Below are 14818 nucleotides of genomic sequence, written 5' to 3'. Positions count from 1 at the left end.
AGTCATTATCTTTATCTCATGACCGAGCCGCTGATCACCCTCTCGGACCTCACCGTCCGAACCCGTCGTGAGTCGATGGTGCTGTTCGCCGTCGAGCACCTGGCCCTCGCACCAGGATCGCGCACGGTGATCATGGGTCCCTCCGGGGCCGGGAAGTCGATGCTCCTCCAGGCCCTCTCCGGTCAGCTGCCCGGCACCCTGATGAGGACTGGGGCGCGCATCACCTCGGCAGCTCTCGGACGGATCGGTTTCGTGCCCCAGCGCGGAACCGATGCCCTCCACCCCCTCATCCCCATCGGCACTCAGGTGTCCCTGGTCTCGCGGGCGGATTCCGCCGAGGTGGCCCGAGCCTTCCGGTCCGTCGGTCTCGACCCGGGGTCCCTCATGGACCGTCGGCCGGCGGAGCTGTCCGGCGGACAGGCCCAGCGCGCGGCGATCGCCTTGGCATTCCTCGGCTCACCCGCCCTCGTCATCGCCGACGAACCCACCAGCGCTCTGGACGGCGAGACCCGCGACGAGACCCTGGCGATCTTCCGCGGGCTCTCCGCGCAGGCGGGAAGCGCACTGGTCGTCGCAACCCATGATCCGGTCGTGCCCGGCAGACTCGAAGCGGATCGGATCGATGTCTCGCAAGGACGGATCCAGGGCTTCAGCTCCTGGACCGCGACACCCGCCTCGACGCCCGTCACCTCCGCGAAGCCGGCCTCGCCCAGTCAGGCGCTCCCGACGACGGCGGTCCCGGCATGACGGCTCTCCTCGAGGCCTCCGGGATCGGGTACGCGCACCGGTCCACCGGGACCGTCGCGCTGCACTCGACGGATCTGCGCATCGAGGCCGGGGAGTCCGTGGCTCTCGTGGGCCGCTCGGGGGCGGGCAAATCCACCCTGGCCGAGATCGCGCTCGGCCTCCGGCGGCCCGGGTGGGGCCATGTCCTCCTCTTCGGCGAGGTATTCAATGCTCCGCGCCGCTCACCCCGGGCCGAACTGCGCCACCGTGTCCAAGGGGTCGGCCAGGACGCGGCTGCAGCCCTGCCTCCCCGCACCCCGATCTCGACGACCATCGAGCGAACGCTGACCAGACTGTCCCCGGGCTGCGACCACCGTCGGCGAATCGCCTCGGCGGCGGAGAGGGCGAGGATCCCCTGCGAGCTGCTCGACCGCTCCCCCCGTGAACTCTCCGGCGGCCAGGGCCAGCGGGCGGCCATCGCCCGGGCGCTGGCGCTCGAACCCGATCTGGTCGTCGCGGACGAGCCGACGAGCGCCCTCGACGCCGATACGGCGAGCGGAGTCGCCGACGCACTCCTCGACATCGCCTCGGCCGGGGACCGCTCCCTCCTCCTCGTCACCCACGACACCGCGCTGGCCGCGCGCTGCGACCGCATCCTCACCGTCTCCGCGGGACGGCTCGTGACCACAGGCTGACAATGCCTCCGCGCAGCCTGCACTCATGCGCCGCCTCCTGAACCTCCCCTTCCACCGTCCACGTGGACCGGCGATCGACGACCGCCACATCGTACGAAGAGAAAGTGACCACCATGCCCACCACCATGCGCAGGACCGGACGGCTCACCGCCGCCCTCGCCGCGACCGCAGTCCTCGGCCTCGGGCTCAGCGGCTGCTTCGCCGAGCCCTCCGGCGGGACCGGCACGGACAGGATCTCCGTGGCCCACATGCAGCCGCCCCGCTCGGGCCTGTCCCCGATGAGCGACGACGCCTTCAAGCTCTCCCGCTGGTCGACGGCGGAGACGCTCGTCGTCCTCGACGACCTCGGCGATCCGCAGCCCGGGCTGGCCACGGAGTGGACGAGAACAGACGACCGCACGTGGACCTTCACCATCCGTCCCGGAGTGACATTCCACGACGGTGAGGAGCTGACCGCCGAGGCGGCCGCCGCCTCCATCCAGACCGCCATCGACTCCACCCCGGTTCCCCGGATCCTCGACGGGGTGAAGCTCACGGTCGAGGCGAAGGGAGACACGGTGGAGATGACCACGGCCGAGCCCGATCCGCTGCTGCCCAACCGGCTGTCCAGCCCGCAGCTGTCGATCCTCTCCCCCAACGCCTACGCAGGCGGCACCGTCGACCCGGTGGGCACCGGGACCGGGCCGTTCGAGCTGACGAAGGTCGACGGCACCACGAGTGCCACGCTCGACCGGTTCGAGGGCTACTGGGGTGAGAAGGCGCGGGCCGCGGGCATCGACGTCGACTTCGTCCCCGACGGCACCGCCCGGGCCGCGGCCCTGCGCACGGGTGAGGCGGACATCGTCGAGGCGATCCCCGCCGGCCAGGCGAGCTCCATCGACGAGAAGCTCCTCACCGAGGTGCCCATGCCCCGGACCAACACCCTCTACCTCAACAACGAGAAGGGACCCTTCACGGATCCTGCTGTGCGCGCCGCGGCCCGCGAGGCCATCGACCGTGCCGAGATCATCGCCACCGCCTACGAGGGCAGGGCCGATGAGGCCGCGGGATTCCTCGGCCCCGCCCTGCCCTGGGCCGCCGAGCTGCGCAATTCCCAGGAGTACAAGGACATCGTGTCCCGGCGCGCTCAGCCGGCGCAGGTCGATGGAGTGAAGATCACTCTCGGCACCTTCACCGACCGGGCCGAGCTTCCCGAGGTCGCCGTTCTCCTCGAACAGCAGCTCGAGGCAGCCGGATTCGTCGTCGAACAGGATGTGCGCGAATACCAGTACATCGAGGGTGATGCGCTCGAGGGGAAGTTCGACAGCTTCATGCTCTCGAGGGCGACGATCCTCGACTCCGGCGATCCCGTCGCCTACTTCGCCTCGGACTTCACCTGCGAGGGCGGGTTCAACCTGCCGCAGCTGTGCGACACCGGGATCGACGACGCCATCGCCGCCGCCGCTCAGGCCGAGCAGGGCGATGAGCGCCGGAGACTGACCATGGACGCCGAGGCGACGATCCTCGCCGGCGATGCCGCGATCCCCCTGCTCCACGAACGGGTGATCCAGGGCGAGACCGAGGGCGTCGAGGACGCCGTCCGCGACCCCCGCGAACGCCTCCTCGTCACCGGTGCGACTCATGTCGCGCCGTGAGCCGACCTCGGGGACGGCTGAAGCACCGCGACGGGTCGCCCTGATCCCTCTCCTGTCCAGGGTGATCTCGGGGGCGCTGCTGCTCGGGATGGTCGGGGCGCTGCCCTGGCTGTCCCAGCGCGATCCCGCCCTGTCCGTGCTGCGGGCACGGTACTCGGAGCTCGACCCCACCCCCGAGGCGATCGAGAGCGTGCGCCGCGAGCTCGGCCTCGACGGAGGGCCCGTCCCGACCAGTCTTCGCTGGTGGTCGCGGGTGCTGCAGGGTGACCTCGGCGAGTCCTGGGTCTCGGGCGGGGCCATCGCGCCCGGCGTCGCCGAGGTGATCGGCGTGTCCGCGACTCTCATGGCCTTCGCATTCGCGGTCGCTGCGATCGTGTCGATCTGCCTGGTCGCCCCGGTGCTCGTCGCCGTGATCAAGGATCGCCCGGTGCGCGGCAGCGGGCCCGTGGGCGTGGCGCTCACCGCGTTTCCGGAGTTCCTCCTGGCCAGCGGGTTCCTCGTGATCTTCGCCGTCCATCTGCAGTGGTTCCCGCCCTACGGGTGGTCGGGGCCGGCGACCGCGGTGCTTCCCGCGTGCGCCTTGGGCATCCCCGCGGGAGGGCTGTTCGGGCGCCTGCTCGGCGACGCTCTGGCCGGCGCCGCTCAGGAGTCGTGGGTGCGGGTCTGGCGACTGGCCGGGGTGAAGGGAACCGTCCTGCTCGCGGCGCTGTTCCGGCGGGCACTGGCCGCGATCGTCGACCAGGCGGGACTGATCCTCATCGGACTGCTCGGTGGTGCGGTCGCCGTCGAGCAGGTCTTCGCGATCCCCGGGCTCGGCAGGTACCTCCTCGGCGCCGCGAATGCCCAGGACCTGCCCGCTCTGCAGGCCGGTGTCCTCGTGATGGCGCTGGCCGCGGTCGCCGTCGGCGTGCTCTCGGGACTCATCCGCCTGTGGCTGCTCGGTGGGCCGCTGCCGCCCGGTGCCATCACGGCTCCGCCGGAGCGCCCGCACGGCGATCGTCTGGCGCAGTGGACATTCACGATCGGCTGCGGTCTGCTCGTCGTGATCCTCACCCTCGGACTGCCGCGGGATCCGTTCACGATCGCCCATTCCCGCCTGGCTCCGCCCTCATCGATGCTCCCGCTGGGTGCCGACGCCAGCGGTCGCGACCTGCTCGCCCGGATCGCGCACGGAGCCATCGGCACCCTGCTCCCGGCGGTCCTCATCGTGCTCGCGGCCGTCGCCGTCGGCCTGCTGCTGGGTTTCCTGCCGAATGTCATCCGCGGTCCGATCGAGATCGCCAATGCCACTCCCCCGGTCATCGCCGGTGTCGTCGTCGCCGCTCTCGTCGGACCGACCGTCGGCGGTGCCGCGGCCGCGGTCCTGTGGGTCACGTGGCCGCCGCTGGCCGCCCATGCGATCTCCCTCATCGACGAGGCGAAGGCCGTGGGCCACATCCGCTGGCTTCCCCTGTCCGGAGTCGGCCCCCTCGAGGCGAAGATCCGCTACATCATCCCCATGGTGCTGCCGGCGCTGCTGCGCCACAGCATGCTGCGGCTGCCCGGAGTCGCGCTCGCGCTGGCCTCGCTGGGATTCCTCGGCCTCGGGGCGCAGCCGCCGACTCCCGAATGGGGTCTGCTGCTGGCCGAAGGCATCGACTACGTCGAACGCGGACCCTGGGCGACCGCCGGTCCTGCCGCAGCGCTCGTGCTCATCTCGATCATCGCCGTCTCCGCCGCCTCCCTGCAGGGAACCCGACCCCCGAGGTGGATGCGGCGCCCGTGGTCCCGCGCGGGATCAGGCACGGCTGAGTCCCGCACGAGGGTCGGGCACGGCTGAGCCCTGCCGAGGAGACCTCAGCCCCACGCGGGCTCCAGACGGCGTGGGACCGCGCCCCGGCGACACATGAATGCGCACGCATATGTTTATATGGAGGGACAGTCAGGCACCACCGACGTCCGGAGGCATGAGGACAATGACGGCTCGCGAGCCCAAGAAGACCCGGAGCACGGCACAGAAGTCGCTGATCCGCTCCGCACTCGCCGCCGAGACGCGTTTCGTCTCGGCGCAGGAGCTTCACCGCACGCTCGCCGCCGCAGGACACACGGTGGGTCTGGCAACCGTGTACCGGCAGCTCAACTCACTGAGCGAAACCGGTCAGGCGGACTCCATCACCGTCTCCGAGAAGCAGCTCTTCCGCGCCTGCGAGCAGGACGAGCACCATCATCACCTCGTGTGCGAAGAGTGCGGCACAGCCGTCGAGGTGGATCCCCCGACCGAGGACTGGATCCGCACCGTCGCCCAGGCCAACGGCTTCACCGCAACCCGGCACGTCTTCGAGATCTTCGGCCTCTGCGCCGAATGCTCGGCGAGACGCGAGGGAGACAGCGAGCGCTGACCCCCGGCGCCCTGCGGGCGCAGCGGCACCGCGCTCGTGCGGTCACCTGTCGACGGTGTTCCACTCGGGGAACGGGTCAGGGAAAGTCGACCATGCCATCGGCCCGGCCTGCAGCTCCTCGTCGCTGAGAATCGCATCGTCGAGCACTCGCGACACAGTCGACTGCTGCAGTCCGATGCCGAAGAATGCCAGGTCCTGACCGAATGCGAGGAGCTCATCCTGGACGGAGAACTCCTGATCATCCGCCAACGCGGTGAGCGAGAACGTCCTCCCCACCTGATTCCACAGTGCGGTGATCGACGGTCGTGTCGCGAGCCGGGCGAACCCTGCCGACCGCAGCACTCTCTCGCGGGCGTGGCTTGACATCAGTTCAGTCAAGGCCTGCCACAGCCTCCCCGGATGAAACGGGCGACACTGCTCGTACCTGCACGCGGTGATTCCCGGAGCATGGAACTGCGGGGAGAACTCACCGTTGAGGAGCGCCACCCAGCCCGCGCTCGGTGGTTCCGGGACGAGGGGCCGATGGACCGCCTGCTGAACAGCCCCGGGATTCTCGCTGCTGAACAGCCCCGGGATTCTCGCTGCGGAACAGGTGCGCGTTCGGGGCGAGATGACTGACGAGAGCGGTCATCCGCTCCCCTTCGCCCGGGGACAGCGATCCGGAGTTGACGAGCACCACGGTGGAGGAGAGCTCGATCTGGGACACCAGCACCTCTGACCGACGCGGACGCTCCACACCGTCACTGTCGACGGAGTCGCTCCGGGAGATGAGCAGGTCGGAGTCCAGGTCCTCGAGCAGATGGCCGACGTCAAGTACGCACACCATCTCCAGCAACCTCGCCCCCGATGTGGTCAGTGCTCCCACGATCTCCGCCGCCGTCACCTCGGCCGGATACTCGAGGAGCATTCCCGGAGGGTTGAAGGCGCTCCTGACCAGGCCGATCAGACGATCCACCGCTTCGACACCCTGCCCCGCCTGTTCCGCCGGAACGAAGATGAAGCCTCTCTCCTTCGCCAACCGGATCGCGTAGCCGCGCCGTTCTGCAGCGCAGACTCCCGTCACTGCGATCACATCGAGTGCTGCCTTCCGTGGCATTGGCATCCTTTCGGCGGAACCGATACTATCCAATCTAATGATACTCATTCTCATCAAGGAGGGAAAATGAAGGTTCGTCGCTCGTTGCGTTCGCTGAAGAAGCTGCCCGGTTCTCAAGTCGTCAGCAGGCGTGGAAGGGTCTACGTCATCAACAAGAAGAACCCTCGGTTCAAGGCACGGCAGGGCTGACGTCCCCGGCGCAGCACGGACGCAGGGCCGGCCCCGCGGGAGCGGCGTCTGCGCCGCCCTCGATCGGCGTCGACGCCGGCGACTCGCGGCTCAGAGACACTCGGCTCAGAACAGGCCCGTGATGTTGCCGTTCTCGTCGACGTCGATCCTGAACGCGGAGGGCTCCTTGGGGAGCCCGGGCATCGTCATGATGTCTCCGGCGATGACGACGACGAACCCGGCGCCGGCGGACAGGCGCACATCGCGCACGACGATCGTGTGACCCTTCGGCGCTCCGCGCAGCTTCGGATCCGTGCTCAGGGAGTACTGCGTCTTCGCGACGCAGATGGGCGCGTCGCCGTACCCCTCGTCGGTGAACTGCTTGAGCTTGCGTCTGACGTCGGCCGGCAGGTCGATGTCGGCGGCACCGTAGATCCTCTGTGCCACCGTCCGGATTTTGTCCTCGAGCGGCTGGTCGAGCTCGTAGCTGAACCGCTGTCGCGGCCCACCCCCGTCGGCGCTCTCACCCTCGTCGGCGCTCTCGCCGGTGTTCCCGCTGACGTTCGTCTCCTCACCGGCCCCGCCGGCGGCCTCGACGACGGCCTCGGCGAGCGCCCGCGCACCCTTGCCGCCGTCGGCCCAGTGCGTCGACTCGACGGCGGAGATGCCCTGGTCGCGCAGGTGCTCGATGGCCGCGTCCATCTCCTCGTCCGTGTCGCTCGGGAACCGATTGAAGCAGACGACGGGAGTCAGTCCGTAGATGTCGAGCAGGTTCCTGCAGTGGTGCTCGAGGTTGCTCATCCCTCCCAGGACGGCCTCGACATCGGGGGTCTCGACATCGGCGACCTCGACGCCGCCGTGGTACTTGAGCGCCCGGAGCGTCGCGACGACCACGACGGCCGAGGGCCAGATCCCGGCGGTCCGGCACTTGATGTCGAGGAACTTCTCGGCCCCGAGATCGGCGCCGAAGCCCGCCTCGGTGATGGCCCAATCGCCCAGGGTCATCGCCGCCCTCGTCGCCAGCAGGCTGTTGCATCCGTGGGCGATGTTGGCGAACGGGCCGCCGTGGATGAACGCCGGTGAATGCTCGAGGCTCTGGACGAGGTTGGGCGAGAGCGCATTGCGCAGCAGCGCGGTCATCGCGCCGGCCGCACTGATGTCGGCGACGGTGATCGGTTCGCGCGAGCGACTGTGGGCGAGCACGATCCGGCCGAGGCGCTCCTTGAGGTCGGCCACCGAGGTGGACAGGCAGAACACGGCCATCACCTCGCTGGCGACGACGATGTCGAAGTGGTCCTCCCGGGGCACGCCGCCGTTGATGCCGCCGAGGCCGACCGTGACATTGCGCAAGGCGCGATCGTTGAGGTCGACGACGCGGCGGACGTGGATCCGGCGCACGTCGACGTCGAGGGCGTTGCCGTGGTGGATGTGATTGTCGAGCATCGTCACGGCCAGGTTGTTCGCGGCCGCGATCGCCGCGAAGTCGCCGGTGAAGTGGAGGTTGATGTCCTCCATGGGAACCACCTGCGCGTGGCCGCCGCCCGCGGCTCCGCCCTTCATGCCGAACACGGGACCCATGCTCGGCTCACGCAGTGCGAGGACCGCCTTGCCCACCTCCGGACGCTCCCGTGCCAGGTCGTTGAGGCCGTCGGCCAGTCCGATGCTCGTCGTCGTCTTCCCCTCGCCTGCGGGAGTGGGGCTCATCGCGGTGACGAGGATGAGCCGGCCGTCCGGGGCAGTCGAGGCCGCGGAGTCGAGGACCTCGATCGGGACCTTCGCCTTCGTCCACCCGTAGGGGATGATCTCCTGCGGGTCCAGTCCCAGTTCGGCGGCGACGTCGACGATGGGATCGAGTTCTGCGGCGAGGGCGATTTCCAGATCAACATTCATAGTGCCATCATGCCCCGCGGTCACGGTTTTGTGGCGCAGACCACGGAATGAATTTGCGTCATGCGCATCGAGTTGCCCTACGCGCAACGAAATGGTTCGTGCGCCGAGGTGGGTCCCGCGGCCGCATCGTACGGACGGGTTCAGGAGTCCTCGAGCTCCCGGATGTAGCAGAGCATGCGGTAGTCGGTCCCGGGTTCGACCGTGACGAATCCGTGGCGCTCGTAGAACCGGCGGGTGTCGGTGTCGACCTCGTCGACGTTGATGTGCATCTCGCCGCCTCCTCGGGCGAGCACCTCGTCGATCGCCCGTCGCAGCAGTCGGGTGCCCAGCCCTCGGTCTCGGAGGGTCGGCACCACGTACAGCTCGTCGAGGACGGCGAGCGGACCATCGCAGTAGATCGTCGGACGAAGCGTGACGACGGCATGGCCGGCAGGGTCGGCGGGCGGGCCGGCGAGCAGGACGAAGGCATCCGGATGCGCGAGCAGTCGGCGGAAGCGCCGCAGGAGGACATCGAAGGGAGGAGTCGGAGCGTCGAACTCCTCGTCGAAGTCGATCTGCAGGCGGGTGACGGTCTCCGCGTCCTCGACCGTGGCGAGCGTGATCGCGGACGGATCGGTCAGGGCAGGATCGGTCATGGCACCAGTATCTCCGACGATCACCGCCAGGATCACCTCCCGCGGTGTGCGGCCACACGGAACTGCTCAGGAACGGAGCCCGTGCCGGTTGCGAGGTCGGCGGCGAGTTCGCCCAGCAGCGGGGCGAACTTCGCGCCGTGACCGGAGCATGCGGAGACGACGACGATTCCCTCGGCCTCGTCGATGACGAAGTCCTCCGTGGCGGTGTTGGTGAACAGGCAGGTGGTCTCGGCGTACGGTTCGGGGACCACTCCCGGCAGGTACCGCTTCGCGTAGGCGGTCATCCGTTCACGCATCTCCGGTCTGATCCGCCCGTCCTGATCGAGTGCGGATCCGATGACCGGTCCGCCGTTGAATTCGGCGAGCTTCTGTCCGCGGAAGCCGGCGTCGCGGCCACCGGGCAGGCTGTAGGCGACGATCTCCGGGGAGATGTGAATCGACGTCGGCCAGTCCTGGCCGGCGGCGAGCTCCTCGCGGTACGGCAGGTGGAACGCCTGTTCCTGACGGACCTCGAGCCTCGGGAAGGACTCGATGAAGCCCGCCGGCAGGGACAGGTCGGCGAGCAGGCTCGGCAGCCAGCCACCGGCGGCGACCACGACTGCATCTCCGTCGACGGTCTCGCCGGTGGCGGATCGAACGGTGAACCCTCCACCGCTGCGGCGGTCGACGCCTGCGACGGTCCAGTCGGTGAGCACCCGGGCGTGACCGGTGGCCTCCGCGAGCCCGACCATCGTCTCGACCGTGGTCTGGGCGTCGAGGACACCGGCGTCCGGATGCCAGAGCACCTCGGTGTCGAAGGCGAACTGCGGCCAGCGGGACCGGGCGTCCTCGGCCGAGAGCACCTCGTTCTCCATTCCCGCGGCGTCGAGGATCGCGGCGAGCTCGGTGACGTCCCGGAGGGAGCCGTGGTCGAGCGAGCCGGTCGGGGTGATGAGCCGGTGTCCTCCGGCTTCCTCGAGTTCGTCCCAGCGGCGCCTGGCGCGCACGAGCAGCCTGGTGTAGAGGGGATCGGGGTAGGCGTAGCGCAGTATCCGGGCCGAGCCGTGCGAGCTGCCGGCGTCATTGGCCGGGGTGCTCCTCTCGAGGACGGTGACCTGCTCACCTCGGGAGGCCAGCTCCCATGCGGTGGCGGCTCCGGCGAGCCCGGCACCGATGACGATGTATTCACGCATGAGGACCATTGTGCCCAAGTCGGCCGCTCACCGTCGCATACCGCTGCGGTTTGAACAGGAGCCGCGGCTGTGCGACAGTGCGGTGGAACCGTCCCGCTGTCGATGAGGGAGATGATGAGGCCGTTCTCCGAATTGGTCGCCGAGGCGCAGGCGGCCGACGTCACCGGTTGGGGCTTCGGCTGGCTCGAGGGCCGCGCCGTCGAGGAGCGCCCACCGTGGAGGTACTCCGAACAGCTTGCCAGGCGGCTGGCCGCGGTGGCATCTGCGGTGGACCTCGACACCGGCGAGGGCGAGGTCATCGCGGGAGTCCCGACGCTGCCGCCCACGATGGTCGTCACCGAGACCTTCCCTCCCAATGCCGCGCGGGCCAGAGCGAGCCTCGAGCCGCGCGGGGTGCGGGTGATCGACGCGGATGAGGACCCGCTGCCGCTTCCCGATGCGACGTTCGAGCTCGTCACCTCTCGCCATCCCGTGGTGCCGCGGTGGGCGGAGATCTCTCGACTCCTGACCCCGGGAGGACACTACTTCGCTCAGCACGTGGGGCCGGCATCGGCGTTCGAACTCATCGAGTTCTTCCTCGGCCCGCAACCGGAGAACCGCCTCGCCCGCCGCCCCGAGATCGAAGCGCGGGAGGCTGAGGAGCACGGGCTCGTCGTCGAGGAGCTGCGCACGGCCCGGTGCCGCATGGAGTTCTTCGATGTGGGTGCCGTCGTGTGGATCCTGCGCAAATGCCCCTGGTGGGTGCCCGGCTTCTCCGTCGAGGAGCACCTGCCCCGGCTGACGGAGCTGGACGAGCAGATGCGGCGAGGAGAGCCGTTCATCGCGCATTCCACGCGCCACCTGATCGTCGCTCGCCGGTGAGCCGGTCCTCCGTCGCCGCTGTCGGACCGTCAGTTCGCCGTGCGCGCCATGCCCGCGGCTTCGACGGCGCTGCGGACGATCTCGTCGAGGCCGAACTCCGCCTTCCAGCTCAGCTGCGCGGCGATGCGGGAGGCGTCTGCGACGAGCACCGGCGGGTCCCCGGCGCGACGCTCGCCCATGACGGGGACGATCTCCCGTCCGGTCGCCTCGGCGATGGCGTCGATGACCTCCTTCACGGAGGCTCCCCTGCCGGTGCCCACGTTGAACACGGTCTCGGCGGGCTGCCCCGACTTCATGTAGTCGAGGGAGGCGATATGTGCCTCGGCGAGGTCCTTGACGTGGACGTAGTCGCGGATGCACGTGCCGTCCGGAGTGTCGTAGTCGTCGCCGAAGATGATGGGTGACTTGCCCGCGGCCACACGCTCGAGGACGATTGGGATGAGGTTCATCACCGCGGTGTCGGCGAGCTCGGGCCAGCCGGCTCCGGCGACATTGAAATAGCGCAGCTTGACGGCGTTGAACCGGGTGCCGCGCATGGTCGCCGAGGTGATCGCGTTGTCGATCATCCACTCCCCGATGAGCTTCGTCTGTCCGTAGGGGTTGATCGGTCGGCAGTCGAGGTCTTCGGCGACCATCTCGACGTCGGGCATCCCGTAGGTCGCCGCCGATGAGGAGAACACGAGCGATTCGACGCCCGTCCGGTCGACGGCGGCGAGGATGTTCATCAGCCCGCCGATGTTCTGCCGGTAGTACATGAGCGGCTGCTCGACGGATTCTCCGACCTGCTTCTTCGCGGCGAAGTGGATGATCGAGTCGACGGAGTGCTCCTCGATCGCGGTGACGAGGCGGTCCTCGGCGTCGGCGGCGGCAAGGTCGATGCTGACGACGGGAAGCCCCTCGACCCGGCTCTCGATCCCGGTCGAGAAGTCGTCGACGACGAGCACGTCATCGCCGCGGTCGACCAGCAGTCTCACCACGTGTGAGCCGATGTAGCCCGCTCCGCCCGTCACCAGAACCGTCATGTGTGGTCTCCATTCCCTCGTCTCTGCGCCACGATCTGCCCCAGCTTAACGCCTGCCCCGCGCCGAGGAGCGTGTCGCGGTTCCGCGCCGAACCGCGCCGAGGTGCGCGACCCCGTTCTCCTCGGCGACCATCGCCGTCGAGCCCTGGTCGAAGGACACGTGCCGGACGGTTCAGGATCATGCGACGAGACCGGCGCGATGCGCGAGGATCGCCGCCTGCACTCGGTTCTCCGCCTCGAGCTTGGTCAGGATCGAGCTGACATAACCCTTGACCGTGCCCTCGGTGAGGAAGAGGCGAGCAGCCACCTCGGCGTTCGAGCATCCCGCTCCGATGAGAGCGAGCACCTCGCGCTCTCGAGGGGACAGGGGTTCGACACGACTCTGCGCCTCGGCGTCGGGGCGCGGTCCCGCACGCAACCGGTCGATCACTCGGTGCGCCACACGCGGCGAGAGGTACGCCGCTCCTCCGGCGACCGCGTGGACGGCATCGCGCAGCTCTCTGGGATCCGAGGCCTTGAGCAGGAATCCGCTGGCGCCCCGTTCGAGCGCCTCGGCGATATAGGCATCCTCACCGAAGGTGGTGAGGATGACGATCTTCGTCGTCGGCAGCTGGCGGAGGATCTCCGGGATCGCGTCGAGCCCGTTCAGCCGCGGCATCCTGATGTCGAGCAGCACCACCGCCGGACGCATCGCCCTGATCACCTCGACCGCCTCGTGTCCGTCGCCGGCTTCACCGACCACCTCGATGCCCGGATCGGTGGCGAGGATCGCCCGCACCCCACTGCGGATGAGAGTCTCGTCATCGACGATGACCACCGTGACCGTCGAGGAGAGGCTCGGGTCCGAATCGAGACTCGGGTCTGACTGAAGGCACGGATCGGGCCGCGGCGAAGAGTCGGGCCGCGGCGAAGGATCGGTCGGCGTCATCCTTGCCCTCCTGGGGTCAAACGGTCGGCGACGGTGATGATGCCGTCAGCCGTGCAGATGCGGTAGATGTCGCTGCCGAGATCGGCGAGTGAATCCCGTGCGAGGTAGAACCGGCACTCACTCGACTTCGGTTCGGCCGGCACCTCGATCGTGTCGGGGAGCCGGTCAGCGGGGATATGGGACGCGGGCAGAAGGTCTGTCACCTGTGAACGGTCCTGCCCGATGTCGATCTGTGCGAAGTCCTTCGACGGCAGGGCGACGCTGGTGAAGGTGAGGACGTGGAACACGGCGAAGGCGCCGAGGAGCAGAGCTGCGCAGACGCCCGGCACGAGAGCAGTCCGGCGCAGACTGGTCCGCACGCTCCGGCGGAGGACTCTCAGCCTCTGCTCCGCCTCCGGGTCGACCTGCCCCACAGGGGGCGGCCGACCGGGACTCGACGGAATCCGCGCTTCGACCCGAAAACCTCCGAGGTGGGGCCCGGCCGTCAGTGTTCCGCCGAGCATCCGAACCCTCTCCTGCGCCGCAATGAGACCCGTCCCGTGGCTCCGCGGAGGGGCGGTCTTCCCCGAGGAATCAGGTGGGCCGTTGGTCACCGTGAGGCGGGTTTCGTCCTCGGTCGTGTGCAGGGCGACCAGGACCGGCGCGCCGGGGGCGTGTCTGGCCGCGTTCGTCAGCGCCTCCTGGACGACGCGTTCGATCGCCCGCGCGGTCGCCTCGGCGGGAGTGGGAGGAGTGGAAGCGGGACCGGCCGGGGTGCGACCAGTGCAGGTGGGACCCGCGCTCGCCTCGGGGGGAGCTGGATCGGTGGCGGCGATCGTGACGTCCATCCCGGACTCGCGGGCGCGGTTGACGATCGTCTCGAGCCCGACGCCTTCAGGGCTGCGGCGCTGCCCGATCTCCACCTCGGCGCACGAGTCCTCGGCTCTCAGCACGCCGAGGATCTCGTGGAGCCTGTCGGTGGCGGCGACCGCTCGCTGTCTGATCTGGGCCGCGGCGCGGCGCTGGTCCTCGCCGGCGTCGGGCAGGAGTTCGAGTGCTCCGCTGTGCAGCGCGATGAGGGCGAGATCGTGGCCGAGCACGTCGTGCATGTCCTCGGCGATGCGGGCCCGCTCGCGGGTTCGTGCGAGATTGGCGATGATCGCCTCCTCCTTCGAGCGGCGCAGCTCCCTCAACTGCAGCGTCCTCCCGATCCACCAGGGCAGGAGGATCACCACGAAGTCGTGAAGCAGATAGCCGATCCACTCGGAGAGGACCGATCCCGGTTCCCGCACCCACGCGACGAGAAGCTGGATGAGCAGCGCGGTGCCGACGGCGATGAGTGCCGGGCGCAGGTCAGGGCTGCGACGCCCGATGAGGAAGGCGGGGACGACGAGGAGGGCGAGGAGGACGGCCCAGGGTCCGCCGACGAGCAGCGGGACGATCACCGCACATGCGACGAGGCCGGCCGGTTGCCACCACTCATGTCGCCTCATCTGCCGTTCCGCCTCTCGGGAGCGCCTCTCGATTCGAATGCTACCAACGGGCGCGGACATGACGGCACTGACGAAAGTCAGGGTCGCATGCTCGGATCTCACCGACGAAGGGCGGATGGAGTGACTGCCTCCGGACCGGTTC

General features: G+C 69.1%; 15 protein-coding genes. 7 read left to right on the top strand and 8 right to left on the bottom strand.

Features of this window, described 5'->3' with window-relative positions:
• Positions 1 to 18 precede the first annotated feature (18 nt).
• The 5 genes from DFO65_RS00250 to DFO65_RS00230 all read left to right on the top strand — a co-directional run bounded on the left by DFO65_RS00250 (position 19) and on the right by DFO65_RS00230 (position 5433).
• Entirely contained in the window at positions 19 to 747 is a 729-nt protein-coding gene (locus tag DFO65_RS00250; protein WP_181778557.1) for an ATP-binding cassette domain-containing protein, read from the top strand.
• Positions 744 to 1421: an ATP-binding cassette domain-containing protein gene (locus tag DFO65_RS00245; protein WP_113902418.1), complete on the top strand. Its 678-nt coding sequence runs from the start codon at positions 744 to 746 to the stop codon at positions 1419 to 1421. The genes DFO65_RS00250 and DFO65_RS00245 overlap by 4 nt, the downstream gene beginning before the upstream one ends.
• Positions 1422 to 1534: 113 nt before the next feature.
• Entirely contained in the window at positions 1535 to 3055 is a 1521-nt protein-coding gene (locus tag DFO65_RS00240; RefSeq protein ID WP_245940428.1) for an ABC transporter substrate-binding protein, read from the top strand.
• A complete protein-coding gene (locus DFO65_RS00235; RefSeq protein ID WP_113902417.1) occupies positions 3042 to 4874 on the top strand; it encodes an ABC transporter permease subunit in 1833 nt (610 codons plus the stop codon). The genes DFO65_RS00240 and DFO65_RS00235 overlap by 14 nt, the downstream gene beginning before the upstream one ends.
• Before the next feature lie 136 nt (positions 4875 to 5010).
• Entirely contained in the window at positions 5011 to 5433 is a 423-nt protein-coding gene (locus DFO65_RS00230) for a Fur family transcriptional regulator (protein WP_181778556.1), read from the top strand.
• 42 nt (positions 5434 to 5475) lie between these two features.
• Here the strand turns inward: DFO65_RS00230 and DFO65_RS00225 are convergent, their stop codons facing one another.
• Together DFO65_RS00225 and DFO65_RS16995 are read right to left on the bottom strand one after the other, a co-directional pair.
• Entirely contained in the window at positions 5476 to 5919 is a 444-nt protein-coding gene (locus tag DFO65_RS00225) for a CobW C-terminal domain-containing protein (protein WP_181778555.1), read from the bottom strand.
• Positions 5900 to 6529, bottom strand: coding sequence for a hypothetical protein (locus DFO65_RS16995; protein WP_181778554.1), 630 nt, complete (start codon positions 6527 to 6529; stop codon positions 5900 to 5902). The genes DFO65_RS00225 and DFO65_RS16995 overlap by 20 nt, the downstream gene beginning before the upstream one ends.
• Before the next feature lie 66 nt (positions 6530 to 6595).
• Here DFO65_RS16995 and ykgO point away from each other — a divergent pair, with 66 nt between their 5' ends.
• Entirely contained in the window at positions 6596 to 6718 is a 123-nt protein-coding gene (gene ykgO / locus DFO65_RS00220) for a type B 50S ribosomal protein L36 (protein WP_113902414.1), read from the top strand.
• 105 nt (positions 6719 to 6823) lie between these two features.
• Here ykgO and DFO65_RS00215 read toward each other — a convergent pair whose 3' ends face one another.
• The 3 genes from DFO65_RS00215 to DFO65_RS00205 form a co-directional block, all read right to left on the bottom strand.
• On the bottom strand, positions 6824 to 8587 hold the full coding sequence (locus DFO65_RS00215) for a formate--tetrahydrofolate ligase (protein WP_113902413.1): 1764 nt from the start codon (positions 8585 to 8587) through the stop codon (positions 6824 to 6826).
• A 140-nt stretch (positions 8588 to 8727) separates the two neighbouring features.
• The gene (locus DFO65_RS00210) at positions 8728 to 9207 is read right to left on the bottom strand and encodes a GNAT family N-acetyltransferase (RefSeq protein WP_113902837.1); all 480 of its coding nucleotides are present in this window, start codon (positions 9205 to 9207) and stop codon (positions 8728 to 8730) included.
• 47 nt (positions 9208 to 9254) lie between these two features.
• Positions 9255 to 10394 carry an FAD-dependent oxidoreductase gene (locus DFO65_RS00205; RefSeq protein WP_113902836.1) on the bottom strand — a complete coding sequence of 380 codons (1140 nt, stop codon included), beginning with the start codon at positions 10392 to 10394 and terminating at the stop codon, positions 9255 to 9257.
• Between the two features lie 114 nt (positions 10395 to 10508).
• Between DFO65_RS00205 and DFO65_RS00200 the strand changes: the two genes are divergently transcribed.
• Positions 10509 to 11255: a methyltransferase domain-containing protein gene (locus DFO65_RS00200; protein WP_113902835.1), complete on the top strand. Its 747-nt coding sequence runs from the start codon at positions 10509 to 10511 to the stop codon at positions 11253 to 11255.
• Positions 11256 to 11284: 29 nt separating this feature from the next.
• Here the strand turns inward: DFO65_RS00200 and galE are convergent, their stop codons facing one another.
• From galE to DFO65_RS00185, 3 genes are all read right to left on the bottom strand, one after another.
• A complete protein-coding gene (gene galE / locus DFO65_RS00195; RefSeq protein ID WP_113902412.1) occupies positions 11285 to 12277 on the bottom strand; it encodes a UDP-glucose 4-epimerase GalE in 993 nt (330 codons plus the stop codon).
• A 177-nt stretch (positions 12278 to 12454) separates the two neighbouring features.
• Positions 12455 to 13093 (bottom strand): response regulator, encoded by a 639-nt coding sequence (locus DFO65_RS00190; RefSeq protein WP_245940394.1) that lies wholly within the window; start codon positions 13091 to 13093, stop codon positions 12455 to 12457.
• A gap of 107 nt (positions 13094 to 13200) precedes the next feature.
• Complete coding sequence (locus tag DFO65_RS00185; RefSeq protein WP_181778553.1) at positions 13201 to 14676, bottom strand: sensor histidine kinase; 1476 nt, start codon at positions 14674 to 14676, stop codon at positions 13201 to 13203.
• Positions 14677 to 14818: the final 142 nt, after the last annotated feature.

This window comes from Brevibacterium sanguinis (genome assembly GCF_003315415.1).
Lineage (GTDB): Bacteria > Actinomycetota > Actinomycetes > Actinomycetales > Brevibacteriaceae > Brevibacterium > Brevibacterium celere_A.
The sequence above is the reverse complement of the archived record's forward strand: the minus strand, read 5'-3'. Positions and strand labels throughout refer to the sequence as shown.